The sequence below is a fragment of the Shewanella xiamenensis genome (genome assembly GCF_014647135.1).
Lineage (GTDB): Bacteria > Pseudomonadota > Gammaproteobacteria > Enterobacterales > Shewanellaceae > Shewanella > Shewanella xiamenensis.
The window spans coordinates 269,560-282,777 of record NZ_BMOP01000004.1 but is presented as its reverse complement, the minus strand read 5'-3'; the positions used below and the strand labels follow the sequence as shown (position 1 = coordinate 282,777).

Here is a 13,218-nt window from a genome sequence, read left to right as displayed (position 1 = left end):
ATAAAAAAATGCCGGTGCAGTTGCAGCGGCATTTTTGTTTCTCGCATGGGAGTCTTTCTACTCACCTTGCCTTAAGCGGTAAAGGTTTTCACGCCTTCAGGGGTGCCAACCAGTAACACATCGGCGCCGCGTTTTGCGAATAGACCGTTGGTCACTACGCCGACGATGGCGTTGATCTTCTCTTCTAATTCCTTAGGATTGATGATCTTAAGGTTGTAAACGTCGAGGATCACGTTGCCGTTATCAGTCACAACGCCTTCACGGTACACTGGGTCGCCGCCGAGTTTGACGAGTTCACGGGCCACGTAAGAGCGCGCCATTGGGATCACTTCAACGGGCAGCGGGAATTCACCCAAAATATCCACTTGTTTAGTGTTATCCACGATACAGATAAACTTTTCAGCCACAGCCGCAACGATTTTCTCGCGGGTTAATGCCGCGCCGCCGCCTTTGATCATGTCCATATGGCCGTTAATTTCATCGGCACCATCAACATACACGGATAATTTATCGACGCTGTTTAAGTCATAAACTGGGATGCCAAGGGCTTTCATCTTTTGGGTAGAGGCTTCTGAGCTTGATACCGCACCTTCAATATCGGCCTTCATGGTCGCCAAAGCATCGATAAAGTGGTTAACGGTTGAGCCTGTGCCCACACCTACAATGCTGTCCTTCTCAACGTATTTGAGTGCAGCCCAGCCTGCGGCTTTTTTCATTTCATCTTGAGTCATGTTGACATCCTGTAATGGCAAATGAGTAAAAAATTCTGGGCTTAGTATACTCTTTTCCGCCAAATAGTGTGGTGCTATTGCACTATGGCTGTGATCTTGCTTACAGCCCGCACTGATTTAATCTGTGTATAAAGGGAAGTGCTTTAAGATAAAGTACATCTGGATAGAGACAATGCTCTATGCGGGCTTAATCTAACTAAGTTACTATTACCAAAGCAGAATCGGCAAAATAAAACATTGGTTTAAGGGAGTGTGTATGGCAGGGGCAAGTTTATTAACCTTACTCGACGATATTGCATCCATTTTGGATGACGTGGCAGTGATGAGTAAGGTCGCGGCCAAGAAAACCGCTGGGGTGTTAGGGGACGATTTGGCCTTAAACGCCCAGCAAGTCACGGGCGTGAGTGCCGACCGCGAATTACCTGTGGTCTGGGCGGTCGCCTTAGGCTCGTTTCGCAATAAATTGATTTTAGTGCCTGCAGCCATGTTGATCAGCGCCTTTATTCCTTGGGCGGTGACCCCCTTATTGATGTTCGGCGGCTTGTTTTTATGTTTTGAAGGCTTTGAGAAATTACACCACAGCTATAGCCACCGCAAAGACAAACACGCGGAGCAGGCCGAATCTGACATACCCGAGATAAGCGATCTTGCGGCCTATGAAAAGGAAAAAGTGAAGGGTGCTATCCGCACCGACTTTGTTCTCTCGGCTGAGATTATCGCCATCACCTTAGGCATAGTTGCGGATAAGTCGCTCTCAACGCAATTTTTTACCCTCGCCATTATTGGTATCGTGATGACCATAGGCGTTTATGGTTTGGTGGCAGCCATTGTCAAAATGGACGATGCGGGCCTTTATCTTAGCCAGCGTCAGGGCGAGTCGGGCTTCACTCGCTTTAATCGTAAGTTGGGGTTTGGCTTACTCAGCGCGGCGCCCGTGTTGATGAAGAGCCTAACCATTATCGGGACCGCCGCCATGTTTATGGTGGGGGGCGGCATTCTGACTCATGGTTTACATTGGGTCGGCGAGCAAATTCACCATGCCGAGCAATTTGTGGAAACCTTTGCCCTAGTCGGCCCCATGCTTGGTTTACTGACGCCGAGTGTGCTTAATGCGCTCTTTGGTATTGCGGCGGGCGCCCTAGCGGTATTGGTGATGACCGGATTCCAAAAGCTGCGTAGCTGATCCGTTTTCATCCTTTTATTGCTGGCGATTATAGCGTCAGCTAATCCGAGCTGTGCGAGTGCAAAGGTGCTCGCCGCGATTATTTCAGCGCTCAAGGACGAATTATGCAATTAATGCGTTATTGCCTTTCCCCCAATAAGTTGGCTTGGCTGCGTGAGGAATTAGGCGAACATACCGACAAACTGCTGGCGGCGATGGATGCGGCGGGCAGCAACTATCTGGCGGAGTTAACCGAGCTCCAAGCGGGGGATTTATCGGCAGGCGATTCGCAACTCAAGTTTGCATGGTTTCAACAAAAGCTTGCCTTAACCACGCGCTTAACAGATGCCGAGCTGGCAAACCTTGCGCCACTGTCGCTGGTGGATATGCGGGACGACATGCGTGTTGAAATACGGGTGGAATTAGTCACGCCCGATACGCTTACCGCCGCCTTACAACAACTTAGCAGTGAATCCGTGCTGGGGTTTGATACCGAAACGCGGGCAAGCTTTGAGCCGGGTGTTCAACATCCCTTGAGCTTAGTGCAATTGGCGACCTCCGATACCTGTTATTTATTTCAACAGGCGGTATTGGGTGAGAGGCTCGCCGAGCTTAAACCTTTGCTCGAAAATGAGCAGATCCTCAAAGTGGGGATTGGATTAAGGGGCGATGGCCAAGCACTGAAACGGGATTGGGATATTCAGGTCTCCCCTCGACTCGATTTGAATTGGGCGATGGCGCAGCTCGGGGCTGGGAAGGAGATGGGCACGCGGCAATTGGTGGCGGCATTACTGCATAAACGCATCGATAAACCTAAAAAAATGACTCTCTCGAATTGGCAACAGGTGCCTTTATCTCAAGCGCAAGTTCAGTACGCCGCCCTCGATGCATTGGCAGCGAACCAATGTTTTTGGCAGTTAATCGACAAGCTGCAAGGTTTTTATGGCAAAACGACAGTCGCTAATAAACCCTTATTGCCGCCGAGTTTAGCAGCACGACTCGCGAGCTATTTTCTTCCAGCTTAAGACTTGAGATAAGGTCGCGAAGATAAGGATTAGGGAGCAAGAGATGTTGGATGCGATTTGTGTACTCACAACCGAGGCTGCTGCAGAGCAGGCTTCGTCACCATTACGACTCAATCCTCATGCTCAGGCTGGCGTCACCTACAGTGTGTTCAAGTTTCAGCAGTTACCCGAGGCTGAGATTGAGCGTTTGCGCCAGCATTTATATTGCCCCGCCTGCTACGGCAAAGCCTATTTTCGTAAAGCATCTAAGGATGGAAAGGCCGCCTGTTTTGGCTCCCGTTATCATGAGTTAGATTGCATCGAATTTAATCCGTCGGCGCAAAAGTCCCGTGAAGAACAAGATGCCCTCGAAGTGCAGCAACAATTGCTCGACGCCGATGCTTTGGTCATCGATTTTTCGCTTAATCCCAGTAATAAGAGACCATCTAACTCAGCGCACAAAATCAATGCTCCCCAAGAGCAAGAGGTTGTAGCCAAAAGTGAAATTGAAAATGATACCGAGCAATTAGAGTCAGTACAGGAGCCAAAAGCTGACTATCAGGTAGCGGCCGATAAGCCAGAAATAGCCATCACGGCAAAGCGTACTCCGAGCCAAGGGCTAGAAAAGTTACTCCATAGCCTGCTGCGAGGCTCCGATCTGGCGACTTCGGATCTTTGGGTTTACACCGATGATGAGCGTAAGTACCGCTGGCGGGCGAAGAATTTGTTTGTGAATTTTGCCGATGCGGATCCGACGGATAATAAACCCCATATGTACTGGGGCACTATCTCCCATAGCGACCCGACGTTATCTTGGCTCAATCCTGCCGACAGTAAAGACATAGGCATTCCAATCGAGGCGGTCAAAACCAAACTGTTTAAGCGCTTTAATATCGAAGATAAACGAGATTTAGAGGGCGCAGGGCTTATCCTGTTTGGCAAGTGTTTTTGGAATAAGGATAAGACCCGCAAGATTATCCAGCTTTGGGACAATGATTTGCGGCGAATTTTTATCTCAACCCTTGATGATTAACTTTCAGCGATGGGATTAATTAGTGAGTGCTTGGTACGCACAGCGCTTAAATTTATCCTTTAAGGCGTTTTCACGACTCTTTTGTGAGTTTCTGGGGCATAGACAGAGCATCAGGTTTCACCGTTTACGCTGTTGCCAGCGGGTTTTGAACATTCTGCAATGAGCTTACATGACGACTTTTTCAGCTTTATGCCAATTAAATCAACAGTAGATGCAAAACTTGTTTGAAAATTCCTCAGTTAATTAAGTTTGTCATAAAAAGTCCTTTACCTTTGAGAGTGCTTTTAGCATAATGCCCCACGTCAACAGGGGTGTAGTTCCAATTGGTAGAACAGCGGTCTCCAAAACCGATGGTTGCGGGTTCGAGTCCTGCCACCCCTGCCAAATAAAACAACGGCTTGCATAGCAATATGCGAGCCGTTTTATTTTAGCCGTCATAAAATTTCGCAGTGCATTTGCTTACATTTGTTAAGTAAAGGTATTTGCAACTTTCGTTATGTCTAACATACAATCGCAATCCCTTTGGTTTGAGGATGTATGGTTTGAGCTCTGTGATACAAACAAGGCGCAGATTAGCACTATGGCTTGCCGCCATCTTAGTGTTGCTGTCTGTTGCGTTTGCGGTGCACAGTGTTTCCCACCTCAATGATGATACCAAGGCCCACTGTGCGCTGTGTTTGCATCAGCACCAATTGCAGCATGCGATCTCATACTCTCCTTTAGATTTTCAAGTTGCTCAACAGGGTGTTATCTCGGTTGAGTTTGATGTTATTTCTTTTAAGACGCCATTTAGGCGCCACTTCCATAGCCGCGCGCCGCCGCTTACAGCATAACTCCTGCTTTTTTATCTATTTCTCTTATTCTTCGAGCGCCTTGGCTTAACTAAGGTGCCCGATGCTGTTTATTTTTGGAGTAAAAATGGCTATTTATATGAGCCACAAGCGCTCGGTATTACTGCTGGGCGTGGCGTTATTGGCGTTGGATGCGAGTGTTCCCCTATTGGCCGCCGAGGCGGTGCAAACTGATACCGCGGCACTTAATGACGACGATATCGAGCGTTTAAGCATTCATTATCGTCAGGCCTACCGCGGCAATGTGTCGGCGACTGAGTTACCCCAAGCGATTACTGTGCTGGATGAGCAACTGATTAAAGATACTGGACTGACGCGTTTTCAAGACTTATTGGATTATTCCGCCAGTGTCGCGCGGCAAAATAACGGTGGTGGGCTGTGGGATAGTTTTTCATTACGGGGCTTTCCTGGGAATGAAAACATGCCATCGGGCTATTTAATCAATGGTTTTAATGGTGGTCGAGGCTTTAGTGGTCATAGAGACCTATCGAATGTGGCCTATGTGGAAATCCTCAAAGGCCCGGGTTCGGCACTTTATGGACGCTCGGAGCCGGGCGGCACAGTGAATATTGTGACCAAAAAGCCGCAGTACGAGGCGCAAGGCTATTTAAAAGCCTCCGCAGGGAGTTTCGATCAATATCGGTTGGAGGGGGATTTTACCTCTGGGCTGACCGATACCTTGGCCTTTAGGATCAATGGAGCTTGGCAGGAGCATGACAGTTTTCGCGATTACGTGTTTAGCGATAAAACAATCGTCACGCCATCGCTGCGCTGGCAACTGTCCGATAAGTCATCGCTCCTGTATGAGGTTGAATATCTTAAGCAAGAACAGTTATTTGACCGTGGCGTAGTAGTGCTCAATAACGACTTTAATACCGTGCCCCGTTCGCGTTACTTGGGCGAGCCCAACGATGGGCCAACTAAAGTGGATGCGACTGGGCATCAGCTTACCTATGAGTATGAATTAAATGAGGATTGGTCGCTTACCGCGGGTTATAACTATCGCGATTCGAGTCTGAATGGTTACTCATCGGATGCCGAATTAGCAAAGGGACGTCAATCCTTATATGACGATGGCCGTACTCTGACGCGGCAACATCGCTATCGAGATTACGCTTCTGAAGATCATTCAGTGCGGGCCGAACTCAGCGGCCAGTTTGATACTGGCAGCATAAGACACAATCTGCTGCTCGGGACGGATGCCTATCATTATCGACTGAAAACGGGACTCTACCGCTATCGAGGCCAGAAGGGTGCCTATGCTATCGATATCTTTACGCCCCAATATGGCGCGGCTCAGCCTGAGGTCAGTCTGCTGTATGAAAACCGAGAGACTCAAGATGCCTGGGGCGCCTATTTACAGGATCAATTGGAGTTAACCGAGCACTGGAAACTGCATTTAGGGTTAAGGTTTGACCGTTATTCCCAAGAAATTGCAGAGCAGGTCAACGCGAGTCTGTCGGATCAAAGCGACCAAAGAGTCAGCCCGAAAGTCGGATTAGTGTATCAATGGTCTGAGGCGTTAAGTGTTTACGGCTCCTATTCGGAAGGATTTTTACCGCTTTCTGGCACTGATTATGCGGGTAATCCCTTCGAGCCCGAGGAGAGTAAATCCGTCGAGTTGGGGATTAAGTTCAATAGCACTTGGTTTGAGTTACCCGTTAATGGCAGCTTGGCTTGGTTTGATGCGCAAAAGAGCAATATCTTGACCTCAGATCCCGTCAATGTCGGCTTTTCGGCAACCCTTGGTGAAGCTAAGAGCACGGGGATTGAATTGGATGTCGCGACCGAGTTGACCGAGAGCTTACAAGCGACTTTGTCCTATGCCTACCTGAATACCCGCACGGCGAACGACAGCCTGAATCTGGATTGGGGCGTGTTAATTCCGGCGGGCAGTCCGCTGGTCAATGTGCCGAAACACACGGGCAGTATCATTATCAAACAGGACTTAAATGATCTTTCTATCGATGGTCATTTAGGGCTGAGTTGGCGTTATGTGGACTCACGCTTGGGCGATTCGGCCGATCCGAGTTTTCAATTACCGAGTTATCAGTTACTTGGAATGTTTTTCACGACTCGACTTGCTGACAACTTAAGTCTCGCGCTCAATGTCGATAACCTGCTGGATGAGCACTATATCGCCAGCAGTTATTCGGCGCTGTGGGCCGTGCCGGGTGAGCCACGTAACGTTAAAGTGAGTGTTAGCTATGAATTTTAATGCCACTGTGACACCCGCCGCTTCGTCTGAGACGCCTAAGCAGCAAGGGCGTCAGCGGATCAATAGCATCGACATGATGCGTGGCTTAGTGATGCTGATTATGTTGCTCGACCATGTGCGGGAGCGGTTTTTCCTGCATATGCAGGTGAGCGACCCAATGGATTTAAGCACAACAAACTGGGCGCTGTTTGTCAGCCGTTTTGCGGCGCACTTTTGTGCGCCAGTGTTCGTCTTTTTAACTGGAGTCTCGGCCTGGCTTTACGCCAATCGTGGCTATGGCGAGCCGCGCTCTGCGCGCGAGTTTTTAATGAAGCGCGGATTATTCTTAATCGCCCTCGAGGTGCTGGTGATTAATTTCTCATGGATGGGCAATTATCACACCCTGTGGTTACAGGTGATTTGGGTGATAGGGCTGAGCATGTTGGCCCTTGCGGCATTAATCAACCTCCCGAGGTTGTGGATGGCATTACTCGGACTATTGATTATCTTTGGCCATAACCTATTGTCGCCTATTCATTTTACGCCAGACGAGTGGGGCTATAGTCTGTGGACGATACTGCATGACCGAGGTTATTTGATTGCCGAGGGCGAGCTTAAGCTGAAAATAAGTTACCCAGCGCTACCTTGGATTGGCGTGATTTTATTGGGCTATGTGGCTGGCCCCTTATTTGGCAGAGGGAGTGATGCGGGGCTGCGTCAGCAAAAATTAATACTGTTAGGACTTGGCTGCGCTCTGCTGTTTGGCTTGCTGCGCGGATTCAATCTCTACGGCGAGACGTTGCCTTGGCAGTTTGGCGATACTCTAGGTCAAACCTTAATGTCGGTATTTAATCTAACTAAGTATCCGCCATCACTGAGTTTTTTGTTGGTGACCTTGTGCGGGATGTTCTACGGCTTAGTGGTGTTTGAGCGCTATTTTGCTACAGGCAGAGTATTAGGTTGGATGGGGCAGAGGTTAGCAGTGTTTGGCTCTGTACCTATGTTCTTCTATATCTTGCACTTATATGTGCTGCTGTTGCTGTATTCGCTGGCTAAAGGGATATTTGGCGCCAACCATGGTGAGCTGTTTGGCGTAGCGCATATGGGGTGGGTATGGCTGATAAGCTTAGTCTTAATTCCTTTGCTCTATTATCCCGTGCGCTGGTTTAGCCGTTACAAAGGACAGAGTCCGCAGGCTTGGCTTAAGTATCTCTAAATTAGCTTTACCCTAAAACAATGCCCAATAAAAATAGCCGAGCGCGTGACTGCTCGGCCATTTGGCTTGGGGATGATGAAAAGGTTATTCGCTTAATAAGCTACGTAACATCCACGCATTTTTCTCATGGAGTTGAATGCGCTGGGTGAGTAAATCTGCCGTGGCCTCGTCGTTGGCTTGGCTAACCAAGGGATAGAGCGCACGGGCATTTCTAATCACTACTTCTTGGTCGCTTAACAGTTCACGGATCATGGTTTCAGCTTTAGTGACACCTTGATCTTCACGGATTTCGGTCAACTTGGCATAGTCCGAATAGGAACCTAATGCCCTTGCGCCCAATGCTCGTACCCGCTCGGCGATTAAATCGACCGCTAAGGCAAGCTCGGTATATTGCTGTTCAAACAATAAGTGCAAGCTAGTGAACATGGGGCCTGTGACGTTCCAGTGAAAGCTGTGGGTCTTAAGGTAAAGGCTGTAGCTGTCGGCCAATAACTGATTTAACCCTGCGGCGATTTCTTCTCTATGAGCTTGGTTGATGCCGATGTTAATCATGGAAATTCCTCCTATTGTCCTACTCAATGGAGATAGCTTATCAAATAAGCTAAACATCTAAAGCGGTTAAAATAGATTCCACAAATCGATTTTGCAGATTAAAGCGTAAGTAAACGTTTGGCTTGAGTCATGAACTGTTTTTGGCAATAACATTCGGCCCATTTAGCTGGTATCCTTATGTGGTGTCAGTGCTTAATGAAACCCCAATAACCCCATGAATAAATCTGCCTATTTAGCCGCGATGGAGATAACTCCTTGGCAGCTTCGCGATACTAAAGTGCGACCTTATCAAGTGGTTTGGGATGTTGATGATATGTCGTCTGCCGCTGAGCCACTGATTGATACTGTCCTTGGTTTAATTGGGATCAGTAAGGATGACTGTGAGTTCAACACTGAGCCACATAAGGGTAAACCCATCGTCTGGGATTTACGCCGCCACAGGGTTAGGCCCAGAGTGGCTTGGTTAGTGTCGGATCCCCTTGCGGACTTGCTGTCACGCAGTGAGGCAAAGCGCGCCTTGTGGGGGCAGATTTGCCTGTGGAGTGAGCAGCAATTAACGGCCTAGTCGTGTCCAGTACACATTATCGTGAGTTACCTTTTAATTTGGATTTTCCCGTGAGTCATCAAGTCCTTAATACCCTTAACGAATCATTGCAAATCGTGCTTCTGACGCCAACCGATGTCAGTCAAATGGCGCGCATTGAAGCGAGTGCTCATTCCCATCCTATGAGTGAGAATAACCTTGCCGATTGTTTTGGCCACTTGTACCGCGTTATTGGGTTAATGCAACGTGATGAGTTGCTCGGTTTCGCGATTGTGCAGCAGATTGTCGATGAGGCAACGCTGCTAGATATTTGTTTGCCGCCAGAACAACAAGGGCGAGGATATGGGCATCTGCTACTCACGGCGGTTATCGACGTCGCTAAGGCTGCCAATGCCGTGGTGCTGATGCTGGAGGTTCGCGAATCAAATCTTGCCGCGCGCGCACTCTATCAGAAGCGGGGCTTTGTCGAAACCGGTCGGCGCAAAGGCTATTACCCTTTGGAAGAGGGCAAAGAAGATGCGATTTTGATGGATTTAGCCTTAAGCGAAACGGCTTAAGATTTTAGAAGAAGATAAAAAAACAGCACCTTAGCGCTGTTTTTTATGGGGTTAATAAAGCGAAGGTTACTTCACTTCTTTACCTTGAGCTTGCAAGTCTGCATGGTAGCTTGAACGCACTAATGGACCACAGGCTGCGTGGGTAAAGCCTAGCTCATCGGCAAGGGCTTTAAGCTCATCAAACTCAGCTGGTGAGACGTAACGCTCAACTGGCAGGTGGAACTTAGACGGTTGCAGATATTGGCCTAAGGTCAACATTTCAACCTTGTGCTCACGTAGGTCACGCAGCACTTGGGCGATTTCTTCGTTGGTTTCGCCTAGCCCCATCATCAGTCCCGATTTTGTCGGCACGTTGGGATGACGCTCTTTAAAGCGCTTCAGTAGGTCGAGTGACCATTGATAGTTCGCACCCGGACGCGCTTTGCGATAATGCATAGGCGCAGTTTCGAGGTTGTGGTTGAACACATCAGGCGGCTCGGTCGACAGAATGTCGAGGGCGGCGTCGATACGGCCACGGAAATCGGGCACTAAGATCTCAATCTTAATCTCGGGATTGAGCTTACGGATCTCACGGATACAGTCGGCAAAGTGCTGGGCACCGCCATCACGCAAATCATCGCGGTCAACCGAGGTGATTACCACGTATTTTAGCTTCATATCACGGATGGTTTGCGCCAATTTAACAGGCTCTTCCGCATCGGGCTTGAGTGGACGACCATGGGCCACGTCGCAGAATGGGCAGCGGCGAGTACAAATTGCGCCCAAAATCATAAAGGTCGCAGTGCCGTGGTTAAAACATTCTGCCAAGTTAGGACAAGAAGCTTCTTCACAGACCGAGTGCAGGCCGTTAGCGCGTAACGCTTGCTTAATATCGAGAATGCGTTGGTTAGACGCGGGCAGTTTAACCCTTAACCAATCGGGTTTGCGTAACATGGTTTCGCGCTCAGAGGGCACGATTTTAACCGGAATGCGCGAGACTTTATCGGCATCTCTTAATTTGACTCCGGGTTGTAAACGTTCAGGCCTATTCATGACGCTGCTAATCCTTGATGATGAACTAGATGTTGGTAGCCCAGTAGTTGGCTAAAGGTAATAATGAGTTGCTCGCCTGCTTCAATCACGGTTTGTGGGCCGCCAAGTTCTTTACATTGCACCATCTCAAGCCCTGCATAACCACAGGGATTAATGCGTCGAAATGGTGCCAAATCCATATCCACATTCAGTGCTAAGCCATGGAATGAACAGCCTTTACGGATCCTTAGACCTAAAGAGGCAATTTTGCGCTCATCCACATACACCCCCGGTGCATCGGCCTTGGCGTAGGCAGTGATAGCGTACTTTGCAAGCATATCGATAATGCTTTGCTCGATATGGGTAACAAGCTGGCGGACACCCACTTTACTGCGTTTAATATCGAGGAGAGGGTAGACAACTAATTGCCCTGGTCCGTGGTAAGTGACTTGACCACCACGATCCACTTGGATCACGGGAATATCGCCCGGATTCAAAATATGTTCGCTTTTACCGGCTTGGCCTTGGGTAAATACGGGTGGATGTTCAACGATCCACAGTTCGTCTGGACTGTCGCTGTTGCGAGTGTCGGTGTAATGCTGCATTGCATGCCACACAGACTCATAATCCTGCTGTCCCAGATGCCGAATATGCAAAGTGGTGTCTTGCAAGGGCAACCTCTCCCCTATAATTGAGTGGCGCTATTATACGCCTCTTGGCCATAAATGTAAGATAGATCACATTTTATAGCCTTGAGGAATACTTATAGTACGCGGCGAACGCCTTCGATACCGGCAAGCTCAGTGTACAGTATTTCGATATGATCTTTGCTGGTCACAGTGACACGGATAGTGACTGAATAGTAGCTCCCTTTGCTCGAGGCTTTAACTGTTGGTGAATAATCACCTGGAGCGTGTTTTTGCACTACCGCAACCACTCTATCCGTTAAGGTTTCGTGGGCATCGCCAACCACTTTGAAGGGGAAGGCGCAGGGGAACTCCATGAGTTCATCAAATTTCGTGTTTAACATAGTCGTGCTCTATAACCATTTTAATGGGAACTATATGGTGACGATTATACCCGATTCAAGGGCGATACTCCCTCAAAAACAACTAAGCCACCCGAAGGTGGCTGAGTTTTGTGATTCGGATTAGCTAAACCAACCAGAAAACAGTTGCTTAAAGTAATCAACTAATTTGCTGAACCAGCTGCCTTCGTTGACTTCTTGCAGGGTAACCAGTGGGAATTGCGCAATATCTTTGCCATCTAACTGGAAGTATAAGCGGCCAACGGTTTCACCTTTTTTCAGTGGTGCGTCCAGTGGCTTAGTCAGTTCGAAGTTGGCTTTTAAGTCTTTCGCGCGGCCACGGCTGATGGTGATTGGGGTATCAGTAGCAACACCTAAATCGACAGTGCTCTTATCGCCGTACCAAATTTGTTGGGTCACGAAGCTGTCGCCCGCCTTGTAAGGGGTGACGGTTTCGAAGAAGCGGAAGCCATAGGTCAGCAGCTTTTTACTTTCGGCTTTACGGGCGGCTTCACTCTGGGTGCCCATGACCACTGAAATTAAACGCATGCCGTCTTTGGTAGCAGATGCGACTAAGTTATAACCCGCGCCAGAGGTGTGGCCGGTTTTGATACCGTCTACATTCATGCTGTTATCCCACAGCAGGCCGTTGCGGTTATATTGCTTGATACCGTTGAAGGTATAGTATTTTTCGCTGTAGACACGGTATTCTTCAGGCACGTCACGGATCAGTGCGGCACCTAATAACGCCATATCGTAGGCAGTGGATTTGTGGTTTTCAGAGTCTAAACCGTGGGAGTTTTCGAAGTAGCTGTCACGCATGCCAAGCTGCTTGGCCCATGAGTTCATCATGTCGACGAAGGCGCCTTCGGTGCCGGCAATGTGTTCGGCCATGGCTACACAGGCATCGTTACCCGACTGGATGATGATGCCGCGGTTTAAGTCGGAAACCTTAACGGTTTTACCCACTTCGATGAACATTTTTGATGAGTCAGAGAAGTTCTTCGACCAGGCATTTTTACTGATGGTCACATCATCATCTGGGGATACGTTACCGGCTTTGATTTCTTGACCAATCACATAACTGGTCATCATCTTAGTTAAGCTGGCTGGGTTTAAGCTTTCGTAGGCATTTTCTTCGGCAATGATTTGGCCCGAGTAATAATCCATCAAGACGTAAGCCTTGGCGGCAACTGTAGGTGCATCAGGGGTAACAATCGGCTGCGCAGCATAAACAGGAAGAGAAACACTCGAAATTAGCAGCAATGTTTTAATGGGACTTTTTACAAAATTCATCATTAACTTAGCACGTCTTTTTGGTTGTATTGAAAGA

Annotated in this window: 14 protein-coding genes and 1 tRNA gene; 9 read left to right on the top strand and 6 right to left on the bottom strand. The window is 48.5% G+C overall.

The genetic code is table 11. From position 1 onward, the window contains the following. Positions 1–71: 71 nt before the first annotated feature. Positions 72–731 carry a ribose-5-phosphate isomerase RpiA gene (rpiA, locus tag IEY09_RS06135; protein ID WP_188870269.1) on the bottom strand — a complete coding sequence of 220 codons (660 nt, stop codon included), beginning with the start codon at positions 729–731 and terminating at the stop codon, positions 72–74. 256 nt (positions 732–987) lie between these two features. On the opposite strand from rpiA, the gene IEY09_RS06130 reads away from it, so the two are divergent. The 7 genes from IEY09_RS06130 (at position 988) to IEY09_RS06100 (ending at position 8,194) form a co-directional block, all read left to right on the top strand. Beyond that, positions 988–1,914, top strand: coding sequence for a DUF808 domain-containing protein (locus IEY09_RS06130; protein WP_188870267.1), 927 nt, complete (start codon positions 988–990; stop codon positions 1,912–1,914). 104 nt (positions 1,915–2,018) lie between these two features. Continuing rightward, positions 2,019–2,918 (top strand): 3'-5' exonuclease, encoded by a 900-nt coding sequence (locus IEY09_RS06125; RefSeq protein ID WP_188870265.1) that lies wholly within the window; start codon positions 2,019–2,021, stop codon positions 2,916–2,918. Positions 2,919–2,961: 43 nt separating this feature from the next. Beyond that, entirely contained in the window at positions 2,962–3,930 is a 969-nt protein-coding gene (locus IEY09_RS06120; protein WP_172589298.1) for a hypothetical protein, read from the top strand. Positions 3,931–4,237: 307 nt separating this feature from the next. Further along, a tRNA-Trp gene (locus IEY09_RS06115) sits at positions 4,238–4,314 on the top strand. Between the two features lie 158 nt (positions 4,315–4,472). After that, positions 4,473–4,763, top strand: coding sequence for a DUF2946 domain-containing protein (locus IEY09_RS06110; RefSeq protein WP_188870263.1), 291 nt, complete (start codon positions 4,473–4,475; stop codon positions 4,761–4,763). A 61-nt stretch (positions 4,764–4,824) separates the two neighbouring features. Continuing rightward, positions 4,825–6,999 (top strand): TonB-dependent siderophore receptor, encoded by a 2,175-nt coding sequence (locus IEY09_RS06105; RefSeq protein ID WP_188870261.1) that lies wholly within the window; start codon positions 4,825–4,827, stop codon positions 6,997–6,999. Next, complete coding sequence (locus IEY09_RS06100) at positions 6,989–8,194, top strand: acetyltransferase domain-containing protein (protein WP_037430560.1); 1,206 nt, start codon at positions 6,989–6,991, stop codon at positions 8,192–8,194. The genes IEY09_RS06105 and IEY09_RS06100 overlap by 11 nt, the downstream gene beginning before the upstream one ends. Before the next feature lie 84 nt (positions 8,195–8,278). Here the strand turns inward: IEY09_RS06100 and dpsA are convergent, their stop codons facing one another. Continuing rightward, a complete protein-coding gene (dpsA, locus tag IEY09_RS06095; protein ID WP_037415139.1) occupies positions 8,279–8,746 on the bottom strand; it encodes a DNA starvation/stationary phase protection protein DpsA in 468 nt (155 codons plus the stop codon). Between the two features lie 214 nt (positions 8,747–8,960). Between dpsA and IEY09_RS06090 the strand changes: the two genes are divergently transcribed. Beyond that, positions 8,961–9,311 (top strand): DNA polymerase III subunit psi, encoded by a 351-nt coding sequence (locus tag IEY09_RS06090; RefSeq protein WP_188870259.1) that lies wholly within the window; start codon positions 8,961–8,963, stop codon positions 9,309–9,311. Positions 9,312–9,397: 86 nt separating this feature from the next. After that, positions 9,398–9,847, top strand: a complete 450-nt coding sequence (rimI, locus tag IEY09_RS06085) for a ribosomal protein S18-alanine N-acetyltransferase (protein WP_172589354.1) — start codon at positions 9,398–9,400, stop codon at positions 9,845–9,847. Positions 9,848–9,913: 66 nt separating this feature from the next. Here rimI and lipA read toward each other — a convergent pair whose 3' ends face one another. From lipA to IEY09_RS06065, 4 genes are all read right to left on the bottom strand, one after another. Further along, entirely contained in the window at positions 9,914–10,879 is a 966-nt protein-coding gene (gene lipA / locus IEY09_RS06080) for a lipoyl synthase (RefSeq protein ID WP_023268311.1), read from the bottom strand. Beyond that, positions 10,876–11,529, bottom strand: coding sequence for a lipoyl(octanoyl) transferase LipB (gene lipB, locus IEY09_RS06075; RefSeq protein WP_037430802.1), 654 nt, complete (start codon positions 11,527–11,529; stop codon positions 10,876–10,878). Before lipB ends, lipA begins: the two co-directional genes overlap by 4 nt. Before the next feature lie 92 nt (positions 11,530–11,621). Further along, the gene (gene ybeD, locus IEY09_RS06070; RefSeq protein ID WP_037415150.1) at positions 11,622–11,888 is read right to left on the bottom strand and encodes a DUF493 family protein YbeD; all 267 of its coding nucleotides are present in this window, start codon (positions 11,886–11,888) and stop codon (positions 11,622–11,624) included. Positions 11,889–12,008: 120 nt separating this feature from the next. After that, positions 12,009–13,184: a serine hydrolase gene (locus tag IEY09_RS06065; RefSeq protein ID WP_011621779.1), complete on the bottom strand. Its 1,176-nt coding sequence runs from the start codon at positions 13,182–13,184 to the stop codon at positions 12,009–12,011. Positions 13,185–13,218: the final 34 nt, after the last annotated feature.